Here is a 24,869-nt window from a genome sequence, read left to right on the forward strand (position 1 = left end):
TCCTGGTTGTCAGGTAAAAATAAAAACGTCAGTCGCGCGGTGCATAGGCAAAGACATCGGAGTGCATATTGCCACGGGTCAGACCCAGCGGTGCCAGCTGATCGAGGGTGCCGTACACCATATTCGGTGAGCCGCAGGCGAACATCTGTACCTGGCTCAGATCGGCAAAGTCTTCGTGAATCACCTGATAAATCCAGCCGGCGCGGCCATGCCAGCCTTCGCTGTGCTGTTCGATAATCGGGTGGTAATGAAAGTTCGCATGCTGTTGTGCCCACTGCAGGGGCAGATCGGCCAGATAAAAACCGGCACTGTTGCGGTTGGACCAGTAGAGGTGAATTTCCTGCTGTGGGTTCAGCGCCAGCGCGCCTTCGATCAGGGCTTTGATCTGTGAGAAACCACTGCCGGCCGCCACCATCACCAGTGGCTGATCTTTGTGCTGCTGAATAAAGAGTTTGCTGATAAAGCAATCGCCCGCCGGCAGTGTGACGCGTGCTACGACGGCGTCGCGCAGGAAGTTAATAATGCGCAGGGCGTTGTCGCTGCTGTTAGCGATGTGCAGTTCTATCTTACGCGGGTCGGTGTTGTTCATGCTGCCCGGTGCACAGGCGATGGAGAACGGCACCTGCTCTTCGTTACCCTGTTCGTCGCGCACGTGCAGCAGCAGGTACTGGCCGGGCCAGAAATCGGCGCTCTTGCCGGCCGGGGTAAGTAATTCTATGCGCCAGATATCATCGCCCAGTAGTTCCACGGCAGGAATCTGACAGGCCAGGCTGACCTGTGGCTTGTGATTGGGGGCGTAAACATCGGCCATATATATCTCAACATCGGTCTGGGGTTGGGCGACGCAGCATAATACCTGATTGTCTTGCTCAAGTATGGTCTGACCCAGAGAGTTGCGAAAGCTGAACGCTCCGGCAAGCCTTTCCCCCTGACAGATCTGGCAGATCGCGTTTTCGCAGCTGACCGGCACGATCACGCCCTGCTGCAGCGCGGCCTCGGCGATGGTCTGATCCGGGGCACAGCGGATGCGCGCCCCGGATGGCCGGAAGGTGACGGTATAGAGCGTCATAACCCCAGCTGATCCCAGATTTCGTCGACCTTATTTTTCACGTCCTGATCCATCACGATTGGCGTGCCCCATTCACGGCTGGTTTCACCCGGCCATTTGTTGGTGGCATCCAGACCCATCTTCGAGCCCAGGCCCGATACCGGTGAGGCAAAGTCGAGGTAATCAATCGGCGTGTTTTCAATCAAAGTGGTATCGCGCGCCGGGTCCATACGGGTGGTGATGGCCCAGATCACGTCTTCCCAGTTGCGGGTGTTCACGTCGTCGTCCACCACAATCACAAACTTGGTGTACATAAACTGGCGCAGGAAAGACCACACGCCCATCATCACGCGCTTGGCATGACCCGGGTATTGTTTCTTCATGCTCACCACCGCCATGCGGTAGGAGCAGCCTTCCGGCGGCAGATAGAAATCGACGATTTCCGGAAACTGCTTCTGCAGAATCGGCACAAAGACTTCGTTCAGCGCCACTCCGAGAATGGCCGGCTCATCCGGCGGGCGGCCGGTGTAGGTGCTGTGGTAAATAGGGTCTTTGCGGTGGGTAATGCGCTCGACGGTAAATACCGGGAACTCATCGACCTCGTTGTAATAGCCGGTGTGGTCACCGAATGGCCCTTCAGGCGCCATCTCGCCCGGATGAATCACCCCTTCAAGCACGATTTCAGCCGAGGCCGGCACCAGCAGATCGTTGCCGATGCTTTTTACCAGCTCGGTCTTGCTGTCGCGCAGCAGGCCGGCAAAGGCATATTCGCTCAGGGTATCCGGCACCGGCGTGACTGCACCGAGAATGGTGGCCGGGTCGGCGCCCAGCGCGACAGTCACCGGGAAAGGTTCGCCCGGATGGGCCTTCTGCCACTCAAGAAAATCCAGCGCGCCGCCGCGATGGCTGAGCCAGCGCATAATCACTTTGTTTTTAGCGATCACCTGCTGACGATAAATACCTAAATTGTGACGTTCTTTATGCGGCCCTTTGGTAATCACCAGTGGCCAGGTAATTAACGGACCGGCGTCGCCGGGCCAGCAGTGCTGTACCGGAATCTTGCTCAGATCTACGTCATCACCTTCGAGCACCACATCCTGACAGGGCGCCTTGCGCACTTCTTTCGGCCCCATCGACAGCACTTTTTTGAAGATCGGCAGTTTTTCCCAGGCGTCTTTCATGCCCTTGGGTGGCTCAGGTTCTTTTAAGAACGCCAGCAGCTGACCGATATCACGCAGCGCTTCCACCGACTCTTCACCCATGCCCAGCGCCACCCGTTTCGGGGTACCGAACAGGTTGGCCAGAACCGGCATGTCATAACCCTTGGGATTTTCAAACAGCAGCGCCGGACCACCGGCACGCAGCACACGGTCGGCGATTTCGGTCATTTCCAGATGCGGATCAACCGGATAACGGATGCGTTTCAGTTCGCCACGTTTTTCCAGCGATTTAATAAAGTCGCGCAGGTCGGTGTATTTCACAGGCACTTCCACAGGCTTTTCAACTGCCGGCATCATACCAGAGCTTCCCAATACGTGGGCTGCAAAGCGTTTTAATGGTGTTGTCGATCTCACGAAGGAGCCATCATTCACTGCACTCGACGTCTTGTCCAAAGTACTCTGCTGCACTCACGGGAAGCTGTGCAGAATTATTCAGAGGTGCCGCAGATATGACCTGACCGCCCGGCTCCTTTATAATCGCCGGCCAAAACCGCAGGGGGTTTTTTATGCAGGCAAAAAATACACTGGCAGCGGCTGCCGTCGCAGGCTTCAGCGGTGTCGCACTGGGCGCGTTCGGAGCGCATGGTCTGAAGGGCGTACTGAGCGCTGATATGCTGACGGTGTACCAGACCGCGGTGCAGTATCACCTGATTCATGCTGTGGTTCTGCTGGCCTTATCGCTGTGGCTGCAGGTGCAGCCATCGCGCTGGCTGAGCTGGTCGGCGCGGCTGATGTTGCTGGGTCTGATTCTGTTCAGCGGCAGTCTGTATCTGCTGGCGCTGAGCGGTGTGCGGCCGCTGGGCATGATCACACCGCTGGGCGGCGTCAGCTGGTTGCTGGGCTGGTCGGCGTTGCTGGTGGCTGCCGTTAAGCTGAAAATCCCTTCACACTCTTTGTAATTATTCAGGCAGGTTATCGTGAGCGAACATGATGAAAATCCGGCAGCTGCGGCTGCGGAAGGCGACAAACCGGTTTACCGCCGCGGTATCAAAAGCTTTGTTATCCGTGCCGGGCGTTTAACCAAAGGTCAGGAAGGCGCTCTCGAACGGCAGTGGCCGGTGATGGGTCTCGAACTGGCGCAGGGTGCGATTAATCCGGTTGAGGTGTTTGGCCGTGACGGCCACGTGGTGTTGGAAATCGGCTATGGCATGGGCCAGTCGCTGGTGCAGATGGCCGCCGCCGCGCCGGAAAAAGATTTTATCGGTGTGGAAGTGCATCTGCCGGGTGTTGGTTCGCTGCTGTATCTGGCGGAAGAAGCCGGCATCACTAACCTGCGCAGCTATAAAGAAGATGCAATCGAAGTGCTGAAGCTGCTGCCGGATAACAGCATCGATACCGTGCAGCTGTTTTTCCCTGACCCGTGGCACAAGAAAAAGCACCATAAGCGCCGCATTGTGCAGGCTGAGTTTGCCCAGACCATCCGCCGTATTTTAAAGCCGGGTGGCGTATTCCATATGGCGACCGACTGGGAACCCTATATGGAGCATATGCTGGAAGTAATGGATGTAGCCGAAGGTTATGAAAACGTTGCCGGTAAGGGCAATTGCGTGCCGCGTCCGGAGCACCGCCCGCTGACCAAGTTTGAAAACCGTGGTGAGAAGCTGGGGCATGGGGTGTGGGATATGATGTTCAGAAAAACAGACTGACGTCGGACGTCCGACGACACCGACATCCGACTTTAAATAAGGAAACAAATCATGCAGAAGAAAGATAAAGAAAAAGTATTTGGTGGTGAGTGGTCAGAAGCGCAGCTGCGTGAATTTCTGAGCGCCAACAGCTATGACGGCAGCGATGCTGATTACGTTGCCGCCATCCGCGCTTACCGTCATATGGTGCCGGAAGTGTTTGCCGAATACGTGGAGCTGTTTAAAGCCGAAGGCCATAACCTGAATGCGAAAAATGCCGAAGGCGTAACCATTCTGCAAACCATCGCCAGCCACAGCAAAGGCGAAGAGTATGCTGCGGCACTGCGTGTGGCGGGTGCTGAATAAGCAATATAAGCTCAGCCTGGCTGCGGTACTTCCTGCAGTAACAGGCTGATGGCTTTGGTATTAAAGCCGGTATCGCTGACGCCGGTTTCCTGCTTCAGTCGCTCGATAATTTTCTGTTCGATGGCCAGCTGTTCTTCCGGTGGCAGCTGTTCAAACTCTTCCTCGGTCAGGCCCATTTCTTTCAGCACGGCGGCGCGCATTTTTTCGGCATCGCTCATTGCCATGTAGTCGCGGAATTCCTGTACGGCGCTTTTTTCTGAACTGGCTTCTGGTTCTGCTACGGATGCGGACGTTGCCGGTTTCTGTGCCGCAGCGGCAACAGGCGATGTGGCTGTTACTGCACGGACAGGTTCTGTCGCAGGCTGAGCCTGTTGTTGTGCGCGCAACAGATCGGCAAATACCGTATTGCTGTTTTTTTCCTTTTTTGTACCCGGGTTCTGACTGATGGCGGCAAATGCCTCCGTGCGGTTAATGTTCATACCCTGCCTCCTTTTCTGATGGTTATGTCAGAAAGCAGTATGTATGCCATGGCGCTGCAGGCTGCGGTCTTGCTCTGCACTGCGGCCTTAAAGGAAAAAAAGCGGCAGGGGCTGTCCGCCAGAGCGGTAGCAGGCCGCCGCTTTTGTGCAGATTTTCAGTTCGGTTTTTATCCCTGCAAATGACCAATGGCCTGATACAGCGCCAGTGGTTTCTGACTTTGCTGCTGTTGCTCGCGCATCTGTTTTAATTCTTCAATGGTGGCGCGCAGGGCTTTCAGTTTGTTGTCCATATCTTTGCTGCCGGCACCGACTTCGTCGCGCAGGTTAAGCGGGGTGGCCTGCACCGGGTCGGGAATATCGACATACACATGGGCATCTTTACCACTGGGTTTGCGCTGCTCTTCACTGTGGTAGCGGTTAATGGCATCGGCGGCCCACTGGCGCATATTCATGCGGCGCGGCTGCATATCATCGTAAAGGGGCGCATTCGGGCGGGGTGCATGACCCTGAATGGCGTTGTTGCCGGTGTTGTTGCCGGCGTTGCCGTTGTTATTACTGTGGGTGTTGTTGCTGTGGGTGTTGTTGCTGTGGGTGTTGTTGCTGAGGGTGTTGTTGCTGAGGGTGTTGTCGTGAGTGCCGTTACTGGCATGATGACCAGCGGCGGCTGTTCCCGGCAGGGGGCCTGCGGCCACCAGTTGTGCATCCTGATCGGGTTCAAAGTGCAGCTGTACCCGCGTCTGTTCATCGCGGCGGTTCAGCAGTTCGTTATCGAACTGAAAAAAACTCAGCGGCGACTGCAGATTAACTGTGCCCTGTTCGCTGCTCAGGGCGAGGTTGCCGCGGCTAATGGCGTATTGCGGCAGCTCAGGCGGAGTATTCAGATGCACTTCCTGCAGCAACAGCGCTTCGCCATTTTCATTCAGCGCAACACCGGAGCGGGCAATCACTCCGCGCACCTGGCCCGCGTCGTTTTTCAGCTCGTAATCGGACGCGGCAGAACCAAGAAAAAATGCGCCTAAACCGGCTTCCGCGGCGGAGCGCAGGGTTGGCCCTTCGTCATCAAATTCCATCAGGCTGAGCTGGCTGAAGATGGCATCGTTTTCGTCAATCCAGCCGTTGCCGTCGTCATCGTACTGCGCCAGATCGGCAAAGCCGTTGCCACTCTGCGGGCCGAACATTTCGCTGCCGTCATCAATAATGCCGTTGTTGTTTTTATCGAATACCAGATAACCGCTGCCGGCGGCGGTACGGGCGATGTTCTCATTCTGGCCATCGGCGTTCAGGTCAAAACTGAAGCTCTGGTCGGAAAGCTCGACCGCACCGCCGTTCAGATTAATCATTAACGGATCGATCAGGTTGAGCTGACCCTGAAACAGGTTGGTCTGCTCGGCGCGGGTATAACGGCTGAAATCCAGCGCCAGCATAAAATCAATCTGACGGCCGTCTTCGGTCTGTACCTGACCCAGCGCTTCAAAGACCAGCGACTCTTCGCGTTCAACCTGCAATACGCTCTGTACCTCGACCTGTATGCCAAGGCCAGCGCTGCCCGGCCGGGCATTCACAGCACTGACGACGACATTCAGCTGGGTGGTCTGCTCGGTCAGCTGTTGTGCCAGGTAGGCTGAAGACGATTGCTGCTGACGGCCATCGGCATGGGTCACACTGCTGCTGCGACTCACTGCCTGGCTGCTTTCGGTACGGGTGCTCAGCGACAGCTGAATGCCGGCACTGGCACTGCTGCCGCTGGCGGGATTGCTGCCGTCATGCTCGCCATCACCTGCCGGAACACTCACCGACATGCCCGTAAGGCGTGCGCTTAATAACAGATCTTTTTGCTGAGCACTGAGCTGAACCTGCGACTGAACAATCTTCATGGCCGTTTCCTTTTGGCGGGTTATGCACAGGATTTCGGCCGTGCTGTTGATAACATTAAGATGATTAACGTATTGATAAATAGCTGTTCATGAATTGTTGTTCTATAGCATATGGCTGCTGAAAATCTGCAGATTTCTAATGAAAACTTGGCTTGATCAGAGCTCATCGTTATTATCGTGAAAACAATAAATAACTAATGGAATAGATTGTGAAATACCTCTCCCTTGCTATCGTCTCTGTCTCATTACTGACCGCTTGTGGTGGCGCGGGTGATAGTTCTGATTCTTCCGGCGTAGAGCGCTTTAATCCGGCACCTTATATTGCAGCTTCAGAACAATTGAACGGTAGTGGTTACGCCGGAAGTTGGGTCGGTGTTGTGAATATTCGCCAGGAACGCACAGAAATGGTGAACGTCGAGATCAGTAATATTGCTGAATCAAGTCGTCTTGAAACCCTGATTATCCGTAACAGAAGCGCGGAGGCAGGTGGTGGTTGGGAAATGGCGAACTGCAATGGTGGTTTTGACCCTATGAATATCACCATTGGTAAGATTGTGACCGAACGCGAAAAAGCCGGACGCGAATTCTTAATTGAGACAACCCGTCACCTGACTTATAAAGCCAGTGGGTCCAGAACGGTGAGGTTTAGCTCCGCTTCCTACTATAAGGAAAACGTTACGATTGAACTGGATTTTTATAAAGTCAGTGATCGTACCGACAGCGTTGGCTCTGTTTCGCTTAACTGGTCAGATACCGAAGGTGACAGTACCTCTGCTATTCACTGTGCTTTTATTGAAAACAAAACCGGAGGGTATCGTACGGTGGCCCTGAGTCATGAAAACGATCTGCAACTTTATGTGGCCGAAGCCGTAATACCACCTTATCTGGAAGCCTATGTCGGACAGAATGGCCATGCCGGTGAAATTGTTAACAGTTTTACTCTGGGTGAACAGAGCGTTCAGTTCTCGCAAGAAGGCCCGGATGTCTGGCGTTATAACTACTCCGTGACTGCCAGTAATGGATTGGGTGCTTCCGGTCAGGTCGTGCTTGATCTGCTGCCCTGATATCTTGCTGCATCAAAAACCAGCGGAATTGTCCGCTGGTTTTTCCCATCTTATTTCTTTCCTGCTTAAGTTTTTCTGTACCATGATGACGGTATTAAGTAACCGGAGTCGTCATGAACATTGGTGAAGCGGCCGCGCAGGCCGGTGTATCGGCAAAGATGATCCGCCACTATGAAAGCAGTGGGCTGCTGCCTGAGGTAGCGCGTACTGCGGCGGGTTATCGCCAGTATTCTGCACAGGATGTGGAAATGCTGAGGTTTATCCGCCGTTCACGGCTGCTGGGGTTTTCACTGCCGCAAATCGGTGAGCTGCTGACGCTATGGGCCGATCCGCAGCGCTCTGCGCGTGAGGTTAAGGCACTGGCCGGGCAGCATCTGCAGGAAGTGGAACATAAAATTCAGGAGCTGCATGCCATGCGCAGCACCTTGCAGGATATGGTGGCCGCCTGTTCCGGCGATGATCAGTCGCACTGCGCGATTCTCGACAGGCTGGCGGCAGATGATGCGGGTGGGTCCGCCGGCTGAACCCCGTGCCGGCAGGTTATTTCATGCCGGCTTTTCTTATAAAAGTGCCACGGCTTAACGCGATAAGGTATCAGCTTCAATCTTTTGCAGGATAGAAGGCACGCCGCTTTTGACTTCACAATTCTTCTTTGAATTACGGCAGGGCCTATGCCCGTGTTGCTCAGGGAGAAAATATGAAGGCAAAAATCATTGTCGCCGCGATAGCGCTGACAGCGGCAGCTCAGGGGCATGCAAACTCCTATACCTATTATCATGCAGAAGATGGCAGCGTAACCGTCGAGCGCGATATAAAAATTTATTCCGCTGGTACCCAGGCAATATCCGCCTGTATTGCTTTACCCGTAACATGGGATAACGAACTTAATACACTCGCATCCGGCACAGCGAGTGAGGCTATTTTTTCTGAGTCATTAAGCGTCGATACCGATGCCACTGCGGCAATGAACAATAACTGGAGTTATAGCGGTTTTGACTGGACATGCTTCAGCGATACCGAGCGCACGTATATTGCAAACGAAGCAGCAAATATCAGTTTTACATTCAGTCCGGACGTTGCTGATATGCAGGTTTTTACCACGCTGGGTTTCAATGACAGCGATTACCTTGGTATGCCTTATCCAAGGCAAATCAGCACACACCGTTTGCTGCAGGATGCTTATGTGGCAGACCACTGGATGCCGCTGGAAGATTTGCCGGAGAACGCCACGTATTCTGAACCTGTGCTGGTCGGAGACGCGTATTACTTTTTACGCCGGGAGCCTGATGCGGAGTCTTCTGCTGCAGCGATATTGCGTATGGATGAAAACGGCATCACCCCGATTACCGATGCACCCTATACCCATGAACTCTATTACCTGAACGGTAAATATATCTCGCTTACTCAGGCCGAAGAGGGCAGTCCTGAACAGGGAACGGTATACATCAGCTATTCCACGGATCTGCAAACCTGGCAGGCTGGTGCAAACATCGTGTTATCCGGGGATATGGAACTGACCGGTCTTTATCATAATGCCGTCACCGGCGAATATCTGGCCGTCAGTGGTGATTTCAGTACCAGCGATTTTTATTCATCGTCAGATTTTCAGAGCTGGTCTTACAGCGGAGCTGGTCCTGAAGATTTTTATGCCAGATATGTTTCATTTGCCAATGGCAACATGCTGTATATGGCCGATGGTGAACTTTATGACACCGAGTTTTTTATTAAAGCCGTCGGTGAGGCAAGCTGGACGGAAATAGCCCCTTTCCCGGTGGATACTCCGCCAACAGGCGAAACCGCAGGATTTTTATTGTATGAATATCATCAGAGCAGCAACGGAAGACTGCATGTCGCAGGCCTGTATGGTTATAGCGGTGAGTATGATTACTACTGGGACGAAGTGATTTATGGTTATACCGACAATGGCGTGGACTGGACATGGAAAACGGTTCCGGGAGAGTGGTTGGACACCTACGAAGAAGTTGGTGAAGTGCTGATCAATGATTCTGTGCTGTTGGTTTCTTCAATTGAGACTCAGGAATTTTATCTGTCGCGCGATGGTGGGGAAAACTGGAGCACTGTAAGCAGTAGTTTATTGTTTGATGGTGACTGGAATATGCCAGAGGGTGTTGTGATCGAACCGGAATATATCAGCGTTGCCGGAGACAGGTTCTATATCAGGTTTTCATTCCTTATTCCTTCGGGCTTATCTTCAGGTTCCTTCTATATTCTGGGCTACGCCGATGTATCAACTACCGACTTTGCCAGCTTCCGGCTGGAAGGACTGGACAGCAGAGATACGCGTTTTATGGCGCTGGCCGGTAATAATAGCTTCCGTGAGCAGGGTGGCCTGTCGTGGAGAGATGGGAACAAATATTATCGTTATGGTGTCGCGACCATTGATAGCGGAGAGCCGGAAACTCCAGAAGTGCCGACTGAAAATCCATCAGGCGGCAGCTCATCGGGTGGTTCGTCCGGCGGCAGTTTCTGGTGGCTGAATCTGCTGCTGTTACCTTTAGTGTTTACGTCACTGTTGTCGGGGCAGTTGCGGGGCAAGCAGCAGCGCGCTGAAGGTCACCGGCTGCACTGAACAGTGAACGAATAAAAAAGCAGACTTCGGTCTGCTTTTTTATAGCTGCTCTTCCGTGTCGGTAGCGCAGCTTGACCTTACCGCCATGGTAAGGTTCACAATGCAGTCATTGCTTCCCTGACAGGACAGAACGATGACTCAATCTACTTCTATTCCCATCCCTGATGATTCTGCTGCCGTGCTGCAATTGCCGGTGATCGGCATGAGCTGCGCCTCCTGTGTGCGCCGTGTCGAACAGGCCTTACTGGCGACGCCGGGTGTCAGCGCCGCCAGTGTCAATCTGGCCAGTGAAAAAGCCGAAGTGACTCTGGCAGCCGATGGGCAAATACAGGCGCTGCTGCAAACCGTTAAAAACTGCGGCTATGAAACCCGCACTGAGCAGTATCAGCTGTCGGTGATCGGTATGAGCTGCGCATCCTGTGTCGGTAAAGTAGAAAAAGCCCTGCTCGGTTTGCCCGGTGTGCTCAGCGCGCAGGTGAATCTGGCTGCAGAAACCGCCACGGTGGAAGTACTGGCCGGTAATCTGGATGCGGCAGCGCTAATCAAAGCAGTCCGCAGCACAGGTTACGATGCCGCACCTCTGGCGGCCGAGCGTGATGATGACAACGCCCGGCGCGAACAGGAACAGCAGCAGTTACAGCGTGATTTCTGGCTGGCCGCCGGGCTGACATTGCCGGTGTTTGTGTTGGAAATGGGCGCACACATTATACCGGGCATGCAGCAGTGGCTGGCAGAGACTCTGGGCCAGTCAATGAACTGGGGCATCCAGTTAGTGCTGACCACGCTGGTGTTGTTTGGCCCCGGCCGGCGTTTTCTCAGTAAGGGTCTGCCGGCGTTATGGCGTCGCGCACCGGATATGAACTCGCTGGTGGCGCTGGGCAGTTTGTCAGCCTGGGGCTTTTCGCTGGTGGCGACCTTTGCCGGACAGTGGCTGCCGCAAGGTACGCGCCATGTGTATTTTGAGGCGGCGGCGGTGATCGTTACCCTGATTCTGCTGGGGCGCTTACTCGAAGCGCGCGCCAAAGGCCGTACCGGCGAAGCTATTCAGCACCTGCTGGGTCTGCAGGTAAAAACTGCACGGGTCAAACGCGGAACAGAGCTGGTGGATGTTGAACTGGCGGATATTCAGGTGGGTGATGTGCTGGTGGTGCGTCCCGGTGAACGTATTGCCACCGATGGCGAGGTGCTGGAAGGCGAATCCTATGTCGATGAATCCATGCTCACTGGTGAGCCGTTACCAGTGGCGAAAGCTCCCGGAGATGAAGTCGTAGGCGGCACGGTGAATAAAAATGGCGCGCTGACGTTCCGCGCGGCAAAAGTGGGTGGCGATACATTGTTGTCACAGATTATCCGCATGGTGGAGCAGGCGCAGGGCGCGAAGCTGCCGATTCAGGCACTGGTCGATAAAGTCACCGCCATCTTTGTACCGCTGGTGATGGCCATTGCCGCACTGACCTTTGTGGTCTGGCTGCTGTTCGGCCCGCAACCGGCGCTGAGTTTTGCCCTGATTAATGCCGTTGCCGTGCTGATTATTGCCTGCCCCTGCGCCATGGGGCTGGCGACGCCAACCTCCATCATGGTCGGCACCGGGCGGGCTGCGGCACTGGGTATTCTGTTCCGCCGTGGCGATGCGCTGCAGAGCCTGCGTGACAGCAAAATCGTTGCGCTGGATAAAACCGGTACGTTAACCAAAGGCCAGCCGGAGCTGACCAATTTGATCTGTCAGCCGGGTTTTGAAGAAGACAGTCTGCTGGCATTAGTCGCCGCCGCCGAACAGCATTCTGAACATCCGCTGGCCGAAGCTATTGTACGCGCCGCCAGAGAGCGTTCGCTGACACTGAGTGAGCCGCAGGAATTCAGCGCGCTTCCCGGTCTGGGTATCCGTGCGCTGGTCGATGGCAAGCGTGTTGAAATAGGCGCCGACCGCTTTATGCAGCAGCTCGGGCTGGATTTAATGAGCGCAGAATTACGGCCTCTAGCGGCGCAGAGTGCGGCGCTGGCCGCGGCGGGTAAGAGCCCGTTGTACGCTGCCATCGACGGGCAATTAGCGGCAGTCATTGCGGTGGCTGATCCTGTTAAAGACACCACCCCCGCGGCGATTAATGCTCTGCATGATTTGGGCTTAAAAGTGGCGATGATTACCGGCGATAACGAACGCACCGCGCAGGCGATTGCTGCTCAGCTCGGTATCGATGAAGTGGTTGCCGGTGTAATGCCGGAAGGCAAAGTAGAAGCGCTGAAAACGTTGCGCGCCCGTTACGGTGCACTGGCTTTTGTCGGTGACGGTATTAACGATGCGCCGGCACTGGCCGAAGCAGATGTTGGCTTAGCCATTGGCACGGGTACCGATATCGCCATTGAAGCGGCCGATGTGGTGCTGATGAACGGCGATTTGCGGGCGGTGCCGAATGCACTGGCCATCAGTCAGGCGACACTGCGTAATATCCGCCAGAACCTGTTCTGGGCATTTGCCTATAACGCCCTGCTGATTCCACTGGCAGCCGGTGCGTTGTATCCGGCTTATGGTGTGCTGCTGTCGCCGATGCTGGCGGCGGGGGCAATGGCGATGTCGAGCGTATTTGTGCTGAGTAATGCGCTGCGGCTGAAGCGTTTTAAAGCGGTGCTTGGCTGAAGAGTCTTTGTGGTTAAAACGCAGGCGGAGCATTACTCCGCTTGCTCAGTTTCTTTTCTTAATCCCCACTTTTTCTTAGCGGATACTGTCCGCCTTATATTTCTGCGCGGTGATCAGTATCGGTACGGCAGAGCGCTTTTTGCGCTTATCACTGTGAAATCTACTCTTTTGGGTAATGCTCCCGGCATCTTTGATCCGTATCGTTATTTGCTGGGCTGACATTTTTTTTGGATCAGGCGTTATGAATTTTATGGCCTGAGCAAGCAGATATCACCCTATCGAATATTCGTCGAAAAGGGGTTTGTAATGAATGATTTATCGCTTTTATCACTGTCTCATTACCGTAAGGCAGCGGTATTTTTATTGGTTTCTTTACTGGCTGCCTGTGGTGGCAGTGGAGGTTCGGGGGGCACCGATCGGCTGCCAATTACCGGTATTGTCGCAGGACTGAATGGCACTGGCCTGATTTTGCAGAATAATAATGGTGATGACCTTGCGATTAGCGCGGATGGTAATTTCCGCTTTGCCACAATGCATAACATTGGCAGTAGCTATAGCGTGACGGTCCTGCAGCAGCCGCAGCAGTTACAGCAGAACTGCCAGGTCAGTAATGGCAGTGGTGTGATTGGTGCTGACAGCGTACCGGTTCTGGTCAGTTGTACGGACGTTAAACCAGACACAGTGCCTGAACTCACTCTTGAATATGGTCAGAAAACTTTCAGGTACAACTGGCAGCCGGTGGCAAATGCCAGCTATTACCGCCTTTATGAAAGCGTTGATGAGCAATCCGGTTATGTGCAGGTTGGGGCTGAGATTACCGACACTCATTTTGAGCACACTGTCTCTTTGCATCAGCGGATGGGGGCCAGCTATCTGCTGGAGGCCTGTAATGGCGGAGGATGCACAATGTCTGCCCTGTCATTTCCTGATGTAAACCAGGCTATCGGCTACATCAAAGCATCAAACACCGATACGAAGCATGAATTCGGGGCTGTGCTTGCGCTGTCAGCAGATGGGACGACTTTAGTCGTTGCTGCTGACAGTGAAAGCAGCAGCGCCCGCGGTATTAACGGTGATCAGAATAATACCGATAGCATAAGATCGGGGGCGGTTTATATCTTTGGTCAGGAGTCTGGTCGCTGGGTTCAGAAGGCTTACATTAAATCCTCGAACAGTGACATAAGTGATTACTTTGGTTCTTCGCTGGGACTGTCTGCCGATGGCAATACGCTGGCTGTTGGGGCTCCTGGAGAAAGCAGCAGTAGCACAGGAGTTAATGGTGATCAGAATAACAATGATATGCCTTATTCAGGTGCTGTGTATATTTTCACCCGTAACGACAGCGGTTGGCAGCAACAGGGCTATCTGAAAGCAGCTGATGTTGGTGAATACGATCACTTTGGTCAGTCGCTGGAGTTGTCTGCTGCTGGTAACGTACTGGTGGTTGGTGCGCCTGGCGAAGACAGCAACGCAATGGGCATTAACGGTGATGGTGCGAACAATGACGTGCAGTCTTCGGGAGCGGCTTATGTATTCAGTCGCGGGAATAACGGTTGGCAGCAACAGGCTTATTTAAAAGCATCGAATACCGGTAACGGCGATCAGTATGGCACGTCAGTCAGTATTTCTGCCGATGCATTAACCATCGCAATCGGTGCTCCTAATGAAAGTGGTGGTTCGGTTGGAATTAATGGTGACCAGAGCCCCCATTCAGATCAATATTATTCTGCCGGCGCAGTCTATGTGTATGCGTTCAGTGATAATAATTGGGCGCAACAGGCGTATATAAAAGGGGCTTATACTGATAGTGGTGACGATATAGGGGAAGCGGTATCGTTATCAGCAGACGGCAATACTCTGTTGGCAACGGCGCTTCGTGAAGATGGCGGAGTGAGCGGTGTTAATGGCGTTGAATCGGATAATTCGGTACTGAACTCTGGTGCAGCTTATGTCTTTGTGCGCACAGGGACTGATTGGGCGCAACAGGCTTATCTGAAAGCATCGAACCCTGAAGGCTTTGACTCCTTAGGCGCCGTAGGTCAAATATCCTCAGATGGACGAACCATCGCTGTCCAGGCGAGAGAAGATAGCGGTGCGACAGGAATTAACGGTGATCAAAGTGATAATAATGCTGAACGCAGTGGTGCTGTTTATCTCTTTCACTGGAATGATGGCGAGTGGTTACAGCAGGCTTATGTTAAAGCGTCCAATACGGATGAGTGGGATGAGTTTGGCTCAGGAATAGCGCTGAGTGCTGACGGCTCAATGCTGGCGGTTGGGGCCAAAAGAGAAAAATCAGCATCCAGGGGAATTGGTGGTGATCAGAGTGATAACACGCTGACAAATGCCGGTGCTGTATATTTGTATTAATGCGGGCATGGCAGGCGGATATTATTCCGCCTGCTCCAGCTGTTCGGTTAATTCCATCCATTCCATTTCAATGTCTTCCAGCGCACTTTTCAGTTTGCCCTGCTCCTGCAGTAACTGATTAAGCTCTGCTTTGCGCCCGGCATCGTACAGACCTGTGTCGGATAATTTTTCTTCGACCGCACTGAGCTGGGTCTGGAATTTCTCCATCTGCTTTTCCGCTGCCTGCTGTTGCTTGCGCAGGGGAGCCAGGCGCTGGCGTTTTTCGGCATCGAGACGTTTCTGCTCTTTGCGATCTGCCTGTGGCACGTTGGCCACAGCGCTGGCTGCAGGTGTCACTGTACCGTCGCTACCATCGGCAGGCATTTCTTCCCGCTGTTGCAGATAGTGATGGTAATCGTCGAGGTCGCCATCAAACTCCTGCACTTTGCCGTTATCGACCAGCCAGTATTCATCGACGGTTGCTTTTAATAAGTGACGGTCGTGGCTGACAATTAAAATTGCACCGGGGAAATTCTGCAGCGCCAGCGTTAAGGCTTCGCGCATTTCGATATCCAGATGGTTGGTCGGCTCATCCAGAATCAGCAGGTTGGGTTTCATCCAGGCGACACAGGCCAGCGCCATGCGGGCTTTTTCACCACCGGAAAAGGGCTCGATCACTTCCAGAGCTTTATCACCATGAAAACCAAAACCGCCGAGGAAATTACGGATCTCCTGGTCGGATGCTTTCGGTTTTAAACGCTGCAATATTAGTGCGCCGGAGGCTTTTACATCCAGCGATTCCAGCTGGTGCTGAGCGTAGTAACCAATGCGCAGATGTTCCCCTTCGGAGCGTTCACCGCTGAGCATGGCAATTTCGTTACACAGGGTTTTCAGCAGCGTTGATTTACCCGCGCCGTTAGGGCCGAGCAGACCGACGCGATGACCCGGTACAATCGACAGGCGCACATCGGGCAGAATGGTTTTGCCAGCATAACCCAGTGCAGCATGATCAATGGCCAGCAGTGGTGCCGACATTTTTTCGTAGCACGGAAATTCAAAGCGGAAAGGTGAATCCACATGCGCCGGCGCAATCAGCTCCATACGCTGTAATTCTTTTAAGCGGCTCTGTGCCTGTTTGGCCTTACTGGCCTTGGCGCGGAAGCGGGCAACGAACTGTTCGATCTCGGCCACGCGTACCTGTTGTTTTTCAAACAGCGTTTGCTGCTGCGCGAGTTTTTCCGCACGAATACGTTCGTAGGCGCTGTAATTGCCCGGATAGAGCGTCAGCGTCTGCTGATGCAGGTGAACAATATTGTTGGCCACACCGTCGATAAAATCGCGGTCATGGGAAATAAATAACAGTGTGCCGGGATAATTTTTCAGCCACTGCTCAAGCCACAGGGTTGCTTCGAGATCCAGGTGGTTGGTTGGTTCGTCGAGCAGCAGTAAATCGGACGGCATCATCAGCGCCTGCGCCAGATTCAGGCGGATACGCCAGCCACCGGAAAAGCTTTTAACCGGACGCTGTAATTCTTCTTTGCTGAAGCCCAGGCCGTGCAGCAGCTGCTCGGCTTTTACCGGCACGCTGTAACCCTGGTGCTGATCCATCTGATCCAGCCAGTGGGTCAGATCGTTATCGTTCTGAGCGTTGGCAATGCCGTGCTCGATGCGGCGGTAAATGGCATCGCCGTCCATCGCGTAATCCAGCGCACTGCGCTCGCTGGCTTCCACTTCCTGACGCATATGGGCAATGCGCCACTTTGGCGGAATGTACAGATCGCCACCGTCCACCTGCAGCTCACCGTTCAGCAGGGCGAACAGACTGGATTTACCGGCACCATTAGGACCGATCAACGCCATTTTCTGCCCATCATGAATACGCAGCTGGCAGTCTTTGAGCAGAGTTTGCGTTCCGCGCTGCAGGGAAACCTGATTAAATTCGATCATAACTTGGCTAATTAAAGGTGACGGCAATGGCGGCGCAGTTTGCCACAGAAAGCGGCGATAACCCACTGTGGGAGTTTGCCCTGACATTTTATGCACGCCCCGGAGTGCAACAGACGTTGCTGAGCCTGCAGAACGATACCGGTATGGATGTGCTGTTGCTGCTGACGGCTGTTTGGCTGGGGAAACAGCGGCGTCTGCTACCGCCGGATCTGAGTGGTGCTGGTACCTATTTCAGCTGGCGTCAGCAGGTGATTCTGCCAATACGGCAGGCACGTTCACACTTAAATGCCGAACCGCTGCGCTCGCAGCAGGCAGTATTACGTAAGCAATTACTGCAAAGTGAATTGCAGGCGGAACAGGAAGGTATACGGCTGATATTCACCTGGCTGCAACAGCAGGCACAGACAGAACAGGAAGATTGTTGCGCGGCTAATCTGGCGTTGCTGCAGAGCATTACAGTGGCCAATAACGGCGCAGTGACAGCGCAAAAAAAAGAGGCCCGTGGGCCTCTTTTACAACAGCTGTTATTACTGGCGGAGTAACTCCGCCAGATAATGACAATGCCGCGGCTTAGTTATTACCGAACAGGCTGGACTTGTCGCTGTCTTCAGCCGGAGTTTCAGTAGCAGGAGCTTCGGCTACTGGTGCTGCTGGTGCTTCTGCTACAGGTGCTTCAGCCTTTGCGTTTTCAACGACGGGTGTTTCAGCTTTTTCAACAACAGGCGCTGCAACAACCGGTGCTTCAACCTTTGCGGCTTCAACGGCAACGTCTTTCACTTCTGCTTCAGCAGCAGCGGCGACAGGAGCTGCTGGTTTAGCGGCTGGCTTTTTCGCAACAGGTTTTTTAGCAGCAGGCTTGGCGGCCGCTTTCTTAACCGCTGGTTTGGCGGCTGCAGGTTTAGCAGCGGCTTTGGTTGCAGGTTTAGCAGCAGTTGTTTTCTTGGCGGCAGGCTTGGCAGCGGCTTTCTTAGCCGGAGCTTTTTTGGCAGCCGCTGGTTTTTCGGCAGCAGCAGGAGCAGCTGGCTGAGCAGCAACGGCTTTTTTCACGGCAGGCTTACGGGCGACGGCTTTCTTTTTGGCCGGTGCCTTGGTTGCCAGTTTGGCCTGAGCTTTTTCAAAATCAGCGATCACTTTGTCCAGAGCCGCGCGTGATTTTGCTTCCAGAGTCAGGGTGGCCAGTGCTGCTTTAGCAGCAACCGCTGCTTCTTTGGCAGCTGCAGCTTCAGTTTTAGCAGCTTCTACACGGCCGCGCGCAGTTTCCAGCTGGCGCACACCGGCAGGGGTTTTCTTGGCTTTTACTTTCTCAGCAACAGTTTTGCGTGCTGCATTAGCTTTGGCCAGTTTTTCATTGGCTTTGGTCTGAGTGGCTGTTGCTTTGGCTACTGCCTTCTCTGCATCGCTCAGTTCTTTGGCGCGGGCAGTGGCCAGTTTGGCCTGCAGCGCAGCGATATCTTTTTCCAGTTGCTGTACTGCGCTCAGAGCGGTTGCTTTCGCAACGACTTTTTTAACCGCCGCTTTTTTCGCTACCGGCTTCTTCGCTACAACTTTTTTGGCAACAGGTTTTTTAACTGCTGCTTTCTTAACAACAGCTTTAGCTGCTGTTTTTACTGCAGTTTTTGCTTTGGGTTGAGCGGCTTTTTTAGCTGGTGCTTTTTTGCGGGCGGCCATATGCAATTCCTCGTTGGAGTTTGATCGTCGGTGCATTATACGAAATGAAATAAATTCATCTATTTATTTTAGATGAATTTATTTTTATTTATCGCTCTGGGGACGAATATTTTCAATGGTATTACTCAACCATTGCAGCAAAGGCTGCCATTCTTTTTCGTCTTTTGAATCCTGCTGATCAAAGTCGACCAGTCCCAGTCCATGCTCACTGGCACGGACATAAAACTGCGTATCACGCAGAGCGGCGATAAATGGAATTTGCAGGCTGTTAAGAAAACGTTCGAGCTTGGCATAAATCAGCGTATTTTTCCGTACCCGGTTGGCGACCACAGCAATAGGCTTGGGGTTAATACGATAGGCACGGGAGAGAAGAACATCGCGGATAAAACCGGTAGCAGCACGGATATCGATAGCCGATGGGATCACAGGAATTACGATCATGTCAGATTGCTGAATAAGATCGGATAATTCGTTGCCGGCAAGCCCCGCCGGAGTATCAAGAACGATACGGCTGGTATCCGATGGCACGCGCAGACTCCAGGTACGGGTCGAAGCACTGGGGGTATGTCGCTGATAGGCTGCAACACCGCTGATTCTCGGCAAGTGCTGGTCGCGTGCCTGCAACCAGTCCATGGAAGACCCCTGCGGGTCGTAATCAATCAATGCCGTGACTTCGCCCAAACGGGAAAAGTAGCTGGCCAGATTGGTTGCCATGGTGGTTTTGCCACAGCCGCCCTTGGCGTTCGCAACCATAATGCGAACAGGAGCTGCACGACTGACAACCCGGACGGTTGCCGGAGCATCTTGTGGCGTTAGTGTTTCTGTCACTTAAATATCCCTGTTTTCCCGGATTATGATGCAATGGAACTCAGACTATTCCGGGTGTGCCGATCGTGATTCGGGCGCTCTTTGCCCAGCGCATTTGTAGCATAGGTTATAATCTCTGGCCGAGGAATGAATCACAAGGATGAAAAAATGAAAAGCAAAATAGCATTTGCACTCGTGTTTCTGCTGCTGGCCATTGCAGCACCTTATTTTATTAAGGGGCCGGATGGCAAACCACTGTTGTCGTTTGAACAGACAGATGGACTACTTTCCAGCGAAGATACCCGGCAGACATACTATAAATGGCAGGATAAGAGTGGCGTCTGGCATTTTGGTGATGACATTCCCGAGGGGGTAACGGCGCAGGCTGTGGATATTGATACCGCGGCTAATGTGGTTCAGAGCGTTAAGCTGACTGGCAAAGAGGGCGCAGACAGTACGGAGAATAAAACACAGCAGGAGCCTGCGTTAACGCTGCCCGGCTTGCCGATGACAGTGAATCCGGCGGATATTCCCAAACTGCTGGAGGATGCCAGCAATGTTCAGTCGCTGGTCGACCAGCATAAAAAAGAGATTGATCAGGCGCGCTGAACAGGTTGCTCAGAATATTCAGCGCAAAGGAAAGAGCGTCAGCGCAGAAAATACAGCAGGCCATTCGAGCCTGCGGCCAGCCATTCGCCGTTGTGAAAAGCGACGTCTTCAACCAGCACATTATTGCTTACCCAGGTATCACGCGGACTGGCGCGCCAGATTCTGCTGCGTTCGCCTGAGGCGGTATCCCACAGCTCGATCTGGCCTGAGCTGTTACCGGTTAACAGTTGGCTGTTATTGGCAGAAAAACGCGCGGCACTGTAATGCCCACGGGTGCGGCCAATCTGTTGCAGCAGACGTCCGGAAGCCGCATCCCATATTTTTCCGCTCTCGTTTAAGGCCGAGGTAAACAATAAGCGACCATCGGCTGAGAGCTGAGCGGTTTTTACCTGATTATTGTGTTTAAGCTGGTGCAGTAATTTACCGTTCTCCAGATTCCAGATACGGGCGTTCAGGTCGTCGCTGGCGCTGGCAGCGAGCAGGCTGTTGTCGCTGATACTGACATCGTACACCGTGCCGTCATGCGCGAGACGCAGACGGATCCCTCCGTTTTTAATATCAAATAATGTGGCGGTGTAATCATTCATCGCCAGCAGTGCATAGCCGCCATTACTGGTCAGGGCGATGTCGGCGATATCGCCGGGAGAGTTCCAGAACCACACGGCTTCGCCGCTGTCGCGTGCCCAGAGCACGATGGTGCGGTTATCGGTGGTGGCAACAAAGTTACCTTCCGGTGAGAACGCACCGTTGGTGATATTGCTGTAGCCTTCGGCTTTGTGATTCCAGTCGATCAGACGTTCGGCCGGACTGGTGCTCCACAGGCTGCCACCATGATGCAGACTGCCGACCAGCAATTCGTCTCCGCTGGCAGAAAAGTTCATGGAGTAAGCACCTTGCCGGGCAACTTCGCGAATATCGGCAGGTGTGTCGCCACTGTCACAGGCGCTCAGCAGCAGGGTCAGGGGGAGGAATAAAACAGCAGAAAAATGCTGTACAGACAGAGCCATGACAAATCCGTTGCAGATAAATTCTGTATCAGTGTAGTTGCTCTGGCAGAATTGTGTGGCTCCTGCGGGAGCAGGAGCCGACGCTGAGGGGGTATTGGCTAACCGGTAACGAGTTCGCGGTGAATGGTGTGCAGGCGTTCGATTAACTGATCTTCCAGTTCAAAGCGTTCTTCCAGAATTTCACCGATTGCCGATAAATCTTTTGGCAGCTGGGCCAGTTCTTCAAAGGTGCAATGCTGGTCGTAGGTATCATTAAAATCGACACAGCGTCCGGTCAGTTCATCGAGTTTGGGAACCAGGGTGGAAGCCAGCTCCAGGCCACCATCATCGTATTCTTTCGCTTCGTTGATCAGCTGTTCGTAAATTTCAAAATGACCGGCAGAGCAGTAATCCATCATGCTCTGACAGAAGCGCTGAATGCCCGGCCCCAGCGGTTGTTCCGCTGACAGCGGTTTGCTGGCTGACAGATTGCAGAACAGAACGATGAGTTCCTGACGACTGTTAAGCCAGCCATCAATCAGTTTGTGAACGCCGCCCCAGCGTTCCTGTGCAGTTTTGCAGCCTTCCAGCATCTTCTTCTCCTTGGCGACCCTGCGTTGGTGTTCCGGGTCGCAGCATTATTGTTCTGAAGGTATGCAGACACTATAGGCCGGGCAAAAAGGGCGAGGCAAGCAGCTTTTTTCGCTTTTGCGCCTTGTGAAATCAAGGTTTTCTGCTTGCCTTCGGCGATGCGACTCAGCGCTGGCGGGGCCAGACCCGGAACAGGGCAAAAGCGGCGGCAAGGGCGTAGCCCAGGAACCACAAACGGGTCCACTCCGGCATGCTCAGGCCGATAAAACTCCAGGACACATCGGCGCAGTTACCGTTACCGCGCAGCATGACACCGATAAGTTCGCTCAGTGGCAGGGTTTCGATCAGATAGTCGAAGCCCGGACCACAGGCCGGAACTTCTTCCGGTGGCAGGTTCTGCAGCCAGACGTGGTGATCGGCGATCCAGACCCCGCCGATAGCCGACAGGAGCGTGAATATTAATGCAGCACGTAATGCCCAGCTGGCTGGCCTGTCGCCCCGCTGACGGGCAATAAAAGCAGCGAGAAAACCCAGCCCGATCGCGAGCGTTGCCAGTCGCTGCACCATGCACAGCGGGCAGGGCTCAAGATAGAGCGCGTATTCAAAGTAATAAGCCGCGGCGAGCAGTGCAGCGCAGGACAGAAAACCGGCCAGATAGCCGTGATGTAATGACAGAGATTTAAGAAATGTTTTCATAAAAATTCCACGATCCGGCGCTTCTCGCCTGGTTTGGTTGCAGTCTAACACAGCCACAATCCGGAGGATCTGGTCTAAGATCAATAGGGCGGCAGCCGAAGCGGCCGGATCAGGGGCTGTTAAATCAGAATTAACGGGCTCAAATTAGTCAGGAGGAGTGGCGGTATGTTCCGCAGGTTTTGGAAGTTAATGTCAGCAACGGGACTGATGCTGAGTCTGCTGGTGGCGACAGCAGGTGCGAGCATGGTTGCTCAGGCCGAAGACGCGCCGATAGCCAATCAAACCAAATATATTCATCTGGAACCGGCATTTGTGGTGAATTATGGCAGTACCGGGCGGATGAAATATCTGCGTACTGAAATTGCACTGAAGGTTTCCGGTAACGAAGCGGCAGCGGCGGTCAGCCAGCATAAGCCTTATATCCGCAATAATCTGGTGATGCTGCTGAGTGCGCAGGAATCAGAAACCATGAACAGCTCACAGGGGCGCGAGTCATTGCGTAAAGTTGCACTGGATGAAGTGCGGGCGCTGATGGTTAAACTGGAAGGCACACCACTGATCGACGATTTATATTTCAGTAATTTCGTCGTACAGAATTAAGAGCACGAATTAACGGTGCAGAATTCACCGTAAAAATTAAAAAGGGAGGCAATGCCTCCCTTTTTATTGTCCGCTGCTCAGCTCAGCGCTGCAGGTAATGCGCTAAATATTCGGCAAACGGCTGGTTGTCTGACTGCTCCAGTTCTTCCTGTGCCGTCAGCGAGTCGCGCGCCATTTGTTGCCATTGCTGGTAGACCTGTGGGCCAAGGTTTTCGCTCAGGGTTTTGCGGTGACGTTCGGCCTGCTGCAGGGTCAGCTCGGCAAACTCCAGACCACTTTCCTGCAATTGCAGCAGCACCTGCGCTGACGGCGTCAGGCGGCTGTCGGCCAGCTTAAGACGCTGTTGTCCGAGGGTGTCGATATGGAAAGTTTCACCGCTGGCGCGGTCCATCATAGTGGCCAGCTCTTTCATCTCGTCGAGTATGGTCATGCCCCATTGCTGCAGGCTGATATCGTTGTTGCCCTGTTCCAGCATCAGGCCCGGACGACGGCCTTCCATCACGGTTTTTTGCTGGTTGCGTTTGATGCGCCAGTATTCGTCTTCGTCGATATCCGGACTTGGCTGCAGCAGACACCAGGTCAGGAACAGATCCATAAACTGCATCTGCGGCACATCGATACCCAGCGGCATAAAAGGGTTCACATCGGTGCAGCGCACTTCGATGTATTCAACGCCGTATTTATCCAGCGCCTGCAGCGGTTTTTCACCATGGCGGGCAACGCGCTTCGGACGGATATCGCTGTAGTACTCATTTTCGATCTGCAGCAGGTTGGTGTTCAGCTGCTTATAGTGACCGTGCTCATCCTGCAGGCCAATCTCTTCGTAAGCCTGAACCGGTGCGCCGATCGCTTTGCCAAGGGTTTTGATATAGCTGTCGACGGTGTTGTGGCACACCATCAGATCTGACTGGGCATTGTTCTGATAACCCAGATCGCTCATGCGCAATGATGTTGCATAAGGCGCATACAGGCTGTGCTCATTGAGGCGGTCGAGCTTGTGATCACGTCCGGCGAGGAAGCTGGCGCACACCGCCGGGGAGGCGCCGAACAGGTACATCAGCAGCCATGAATAGCGACGGAAATTACGGATCAGACCAAAATAACGCGCCGAGATATAACTCTGCGGGCTGTATTGATCGCCGCGTTCATCATTGGCCTGCAGCAGCGGCCAGATTTCCGCCGGCAGCGAGAAATTGTAGTGAATACCGGAAATGGTCTGCATGGTGCGGCCGTAACGGTGCCACAGACCATGGCGGTAAACATGCTTGAGCTGGCCGAGGTTAGAACTGCCGTAATGGGCAATCGGAATGCTCATCTCACCCTGCAGAATACAGGGCATGGAGCTTGGCCAGATCAGCTCGCCGTCCAGCTGTTTGTAAGCAAAACGGTGGGCAATGCTCAGATAAGCATGGGCTTCGTGAGCGCTTGCGAAAACCGGGGTAATAAATTCCAGCAGGGCTTCCGAATAATCGGTGGTGATGCTCGGATGGGTCAGTGCCGAACCCAGACCTTGCGGATGCGGTTTCTGGCTGATGATGCCCTGAGATGAGCAGCGTAAGCCTTCTTTTTCGATACCGCGCTGTAAACGTGCCAGCAATGAAAGATGCTGCGGATCGCTGAACAGATTCAGGGCTTGTTGATAGTTAGCCAAAGTCGCCTCGGGGCAGAAACGGAGATCGCCGGATTATAGGGGGAAAAGCAACAACAACGATACAATC

At 53.6% G+C, this 24,869-nt stretch carries 22 protein-coding genes; 11 read left to right on the forward strand and 11 right to left on the reverse strand.

Features of this window, described 5'->3' with window-relative positions; all coding sequences use genetic code 11:
- Positions 1-28: 28 nt before the first annotated feature.
- Entirely contained in the window at positions 29-1,069 is a 1,041-nt protein-coding gene (locus HUF19_RS00330; RefSeq protein WP_260997988.1) for a 2Fe-2S iron-sulfur cluster-binding protein, read from the reverse strand.
- Positions 1,066-2,562: a 4-hydroxy-3-polyprenylbenzoate decarboxylase gene (gene ubiD / locus HUF19_RS00335; RefSeq protein ID WP_260999527.1), complete on the reverse strand. Its 1,497-nt coding sequence runs from the start codon at positions 2,560-2,562 to the stop codon at positions 1,066-1,068. Before ubiD ends, HUF19_RS00330 begins: the two co-directional genes overlap by 4 nt.
- 212 nt (positions 2,563-2,774) lie before the next feature.
- Here ubiD and HUF19_RS00340 point away from each other — a divergent pair, with 212 nt between their 5' ends.
- The 3 genes from HUF19_RS00340 to HUF19_RS00350 are packed head-to-tail and all read left to right on the forward strand — an operon-like array spanning position 2,775 to position 4,259.
- Positions 2,775-3,167, forward strand: coding sequence for a DUF423 domain-containing protein (locus HUF19_RS00340; protein ID WP_260997989.1), 393 nt, complete (start codon positions 2,775-2,777; stop codon positions 3,165-3,167).
- Between the two features lie 18 nt (positions 3,168-3,185).
- Positions 3,186-3,914, forward strand: coding sequence for a tRNA (guanosine(46)-N7)-methyltransferase TrmB (gene trmB, locus HUF19_RS00345; RefSeq protein ID WP_260997990.1), 729 nt, complete (start codon positions 3,186-3,188; stop codon positions 3,912-3,914).
- A gap of 51 nt (positions 3,915-3,965) precedes the next feature.
- Positions 3,966-4,259: a PA4642 family protein gene (locus HUF19_RS00350; RefSeq protein ID WP_260997991.1), complete on the forward strand. Its 294-nt coding sequence runs from the start codon at positions 3,966-3,968 to the stop codon at positions 4,257-4,259.
- 11 nt (positions 4,260-4,270) lie between these two features.
- Here HUF19_RS00350 and HUF19_RS00355 read toward each other — a convergent pair whose 3' ends face one another.
- Positions 4,271-4,738 carry a hypothetical protein gene (locus tag HUF19_RS00355; protein ID WP_260997992.1) on the reverse strand — a complete coding sequence of 156 codons (468 nt, stop codon included), beginning with the start codon at positions 4,736-4,738 and terminating at the stop codon, positions 4,271-4,273.
- 167 nt (positions 4,739-4,905) lie between these two features.
- Positions 4,906-6,612, reverse strand: a complete 1,707-nt coding sequence (locus HUF19_RS00360; RefSeq protein ID WP_260997993.1) for an SPM autocatalytic domain-containing protein — start codon at positions 6,610-6,612, stop codon at positions 4,906-4,908.
- Positions 6,613-6,821: 209 nt separating this feature from the next.
- On the opposite strand from HUF19_RS00360, the gene HUF19_RS00365 reads away from it, so the two are divergent.
- The 5 genes from HUF19_RS00365 to HUF19_RS00385 all read left to right on the forward strand — a co-directional run bounded on the left by HUF19_RS00365 (position 6,822) and on the right by HUF19_RS00385 (position 15,268).
- The gene (locus HUF19_RS00365; protein ID WP_260997994.1) at positions 6,822-7,676 is read left to right on the forward strand and encodes a hypothetical protein; all 855 of its coding nucleotides are present in this window, start codon (positions 6,822-6,824) and stop codon (positions 7,674-7,676) included.
- Positions 7,677-7,789: 113 nt separating this feature from the next.
- On the forward strand, positions 7,790-8,200 hold the full coding sequence (gene cueR, locus HUF19_RS00370; protein ID WP_260997995.1) for a Cu(I)-responsive transcriptional regulator: 411 nt from the start codon (positions 7,790-7,792) through the stop codon (positions 8,198-8,200).
- 173 nt (positions 8,201-8,373) lie between these two features.
- On the forward strand, positions 8,374-10,266 hold the full coding sequence (locus tag HUF19_RS00375) for a hypothetical protein (RefSeq protein WP_260997996.1): 1,893 nt from the start codon (positions 8,374-8,376) through the stop codon (positions 10,264-10,266).
- A 133-nt stretch (positions 10,267-10,399) separates the two neighbouring features.
- Positions 10,400-12,898, forward strand: coding sequence for a heavy metal translocating P-type ATPase (locus HUF19_RS00380; RefSeq protein WP_260997997.1), 2,499 nt, complete (start codon positions 10,400-10,402; stop codon positions 12,896-12,898).
- A gap of 306 nt (positions 12,899-13,204) precedes the next feature.
- The gene (locus tag HUF19_RS00385) at positions 13,205-15,268 is read left to right on the forward strand and encodes an FG-GAP repeat protein (RefSeq protein WP_260997998.1); all 2,064 of its coding nucleotides are present in this window, start codon (positions 13,205-13,207) and stop codon (positions 15,266-15,268) included.
- Between the two features lie 21 nt (positions 15,269-15,289).
- Here the strand turns inward: HUF19_RS00385 and HUF19_RS00390 are convergent, their stop codons facing one another.
- The gene (locus HUF19_RS00390) at positions 15,290-17,194 is read right to left on the reverse strand and encodes an ATP-binding cassette domain-containing protein (protein WP_260997999.1); all 1,905 of its coding nucleotides are present in this window, start codon (positions 17,192-17,194) and stop codon (positions 15,290-15,292) included.
- 26 nt (positions 17,195-17,220) lie between these two features.
- On the opposite strand from HUF19_RS00390, the gene HUF19_RS00395 reads away from it, so the two are divergent.
- Positions 17,221-17,736: a TIGR02444 family protein gene (locus tag HUF19_RS00395; protein ID WP_260998000.1), complete on the forward strand. Its 516-nt coding sequence runs from the start codon at positions 17,221-17,223 to the stop codon at positions 17,734-17,736.
- Between the two features lie 28 nt (positions 17,737-17,764).
- Here the strand turns inward: HUF19_RS00395 and HUF19_RS00400 are convergent, their stop codons facing one another.
- Entirely contained in the window at positions 17,765-18,862 is a 1,098-nt protein-coding gene (locus HUF19_RS00400) for a hypothetical protein (RefSeq protein WP_260998001.1), read from the reverse strand.
- An 84-nt stretch (positions 18,863-18,946) separates the two neighbouring features.
- Positions 18,947-19,690 carry a nucleotide-binding protein gene (locus HUF19_RS00405; protein WP_260998002.1) on the reverse strand — a complete coding sequence of 248 codons (744 nt, stop codon included), beginning with the start codon at positions 19,688-19,690 and terminating at the stop codon, positions 18,947-18,949.
- Between the two features lie 147 nt (positions 19,691-19,837).
- Between HUF19_RS00405 and HUF19_RS00410 the strand changes: the two genes are divergently transcribed.
- On the forward strand, positions 19,838-20,278 hold the full coding sequence (locus tag HUF19_RS00410) for a DUF4124 domain-containing protein (protein WP_260998003.1): 441 nt from the start codon (positions 19,838-19,840) through the stop codon (positions 20,276-20,278).
- A gap of 38 nt (positions 20,279-20,316) precedes the next feature.
- Here the strand turns inward: HUF19_RS00410 and HUF19_RS00415 are convergent, their stop codons facing one another.
- The 3 genes from HUF19_RS00415 to HUF19_RS00425 form a co-directional block, all read right to left on the reverse strand.
- Complete coding sequence (locus HUF19_RS00415) at positions 20,317-21,285, reverse strand: WD40 repeat domain-containing protein (protein WP_260998004.1); 969 nt, start codon at positions 21,283-21,285, stop codon at positions 20,317-20,319.
- 98 nt (positions 21,286-21,383) lie between these two features.
- Complete coding sequence (gene rsd, locus HUF19_RS00420) at positions 21,384-21,857, reverse strand: sigma D regulator (protein WP_260998005.1); 474 nt, start codon at positions 21,855-21,857, stop codon at positions 21,384-21,386.
- A 163-nt stretch (positions 21,858-22,020) separates the two neighbouring features.
- On the reverse strand, positions 22,021-22,551 hold the full coding sequence (locus HUF19_RS00425) for a disulfide bond formation protein B (protein ID WP_260998006.1): 531 nt from the start codon (positions 22,549-22,551) through the stop codon (positions 22,021-22,023).
- A gap of 165 nt (positions 22,552-22,716) precedes the next feature.
- Here HUF19_RS00425 and HUF19_RS00430 point away from each other — a divergent pair, with 165 nt between their 5' ends.
- Positions 22,717-23,151 (forward strand): flagellar basal body-associated FliL family protein, encoded by a 435-nt coding sequence (locus HUF19_RS00430; protein ID WP_260998007.1) that lies wholly within the window; start codon positions 22,717-22,719, stop codon positions 23,149-23,151.
- Between the two features lie 82 nt (positions 23,152-23,233).
- Here the strand turns inward: HUF19_RS00430 and gshA are convergent, their stop codons facing one another.
- Positions 23,234-24,802 (reverse strand): glutamate--cysteine ligase, encoded by a 1,569-nt coding sequence (gshA, locus tag HUF19_RS00435; protein WP_260998008.1) that lies wholly within the window; start codon positions 24,800-24,802, stop codon positions 23,234-23,236.
- Positions 24,803-24,869 lie beyond the last annotated feature (67 nt).

The organism is Thalassolituus hydrocarboniclasticus (assembly GCF_025345565.1).
Taxonomy (GTDB): Bacteria; Pseudomonadota; Gammaproteobacteria; order Pseudomonadales; family Oceanobacteraceae; genus Venatoribacter; species Venatoribacter hydrocarboniclasticus.

What these genes read in the sequence shown, in the direction of transcription:
- HUF19_RS00415 (WP_260998004.1), bottom strand. Translation starts at nt 21,285, where the DNA reads ATGGCTCTGTCTGTACAGCATTTTTCTGCTGTTTTATTCCTCCCCCTG.
- ubiD (WP_260999527.1), bottom strand. Translation starts at nt 2,562, where the DNA reads ATGCCGGCAGTTGAAAAGCCTGTGGAAGTGCCTGTGAAATACACCGAC.
- HUF19_RS00355 (WP_260997992.1), bottom strand. Translation starts at nt 4,738, where the DNA reads ATGAACATTAACCGCACGGAGGCATTTGCCGCCATCAGTCAGAACCCG.
- HUF19_RS00385 (WP_260997998.1), top strand. Translation starts at nt 13,205, where the DNA reads ATGAATGATTTATCGCTTTTATCACTGTCTCATTACCGTAAGGCAGCG.
- HUF19_RS00425 (WP_260998006.1), bottom strand. Translation starts at nt 22,551, where the DNA reads ATGAAAACATTTCTTAAATCTCTGTCATTACATCACGGCTATCTGGCC.
- rsd (WP_260998005.1), bottom strand. Translation starts at nt 21,857, where the DNA reads ATGCTGGAAGGCTGCAAAACTGCACAGGAACGCTGGGGCGGCGTTCAC.
- HUF19_RS00430 (WP_260998007.1), top strand. Translation starts at nt 22,717, where the DNA reads ATGTTCCGCAGGTTTTGGAAGTTAATGTCAGCAACGGGACTGATGCTG.
- HUF19_RS00360 (WP_260997993.1), bottom strand. Translation starts at nt 6,612, where the DNA reads ATGAAGATTGTTCAGTCGCAGGTTCAGCTCAGTGCTCAGCAAAAAGAT.
- HUF19_RS00380 (WP_260997997.1), top strand. Translation starts at nt 10,400, where the DNA reads ATGACTCAATCTACTTCTATTCCCATCCCTGATGATTCTGCTGCCGTG.
- HUF19_RS00395 (WP_260998000.1), top strand. Translation starts at nt 17,221, where the DNA reads ATGGCGGCGCAGTTTGCCACAGAAAGCGGCGATAACCCACTGTGGGAG.
- cueR (WP_260997995.1), top strand. Translation starts at nt 7,790, where the DNA reads ATGAACATTGGTGAAGCGGCCGCGCAGGCCGGTGTATCGGCAAAGATG.
- HUF19_RS00400 (WP_260998001.1), bottom strand. Translation starts at nt 18,862, where the DNA reads ATGGCCGCCCGCAAAAAAGCACCAGCTAAAAAAGCCGCTCAACCCAAA.
- HUF19_RS00330 (WP_260997988.1), bottom strand. Translation starts at nt 1,069, where the DNA reads ATGACGCTCTATACCGTCACCTTCCGGCCATCCGGGGCGCGCATCCGC.
- HUF19_RS00350 (WP_260997991.1), top strand. Translation starts at nt 3,966, where the DNA reads ATGCAGAAGAAAGATAAAGAAAAAGTATTTGGTGGTGAGTGGTCAGAA.
- HUF19_RS00390 (WP_260997999.1), bottom strand. Translation starts at nt 17,194, where the DNA reads ATGATCGAATTTAATCAGGTTTCCCTGCAGCGCGGAACGCAAACTCTG.
- HUF19_RS00340 (WP_260997989.1), top strand. Translation starts at nt 2,775, where the DNA reads ATGCAGGCAAAAAATACACTGGCAGCGGCTGCCGTCGCAGGCTTCAGC.
- HUF19_RS00410 (WP_260998003.1), top strand. Translation starts at nt 19,838, where the DNA reads ATGAAAAGCAAAATAGCATTTGCACTCGTGTTTCTGCTGCTGGCCATT.
- HUF19_RS00375 (WP_260997996.1), top strand. Translation starts at nt 8,374, where the DNA reads ATGAAGGCAAAAATCATTGTCGCCGCGATAGCGCTGACAGCGGCAGCT.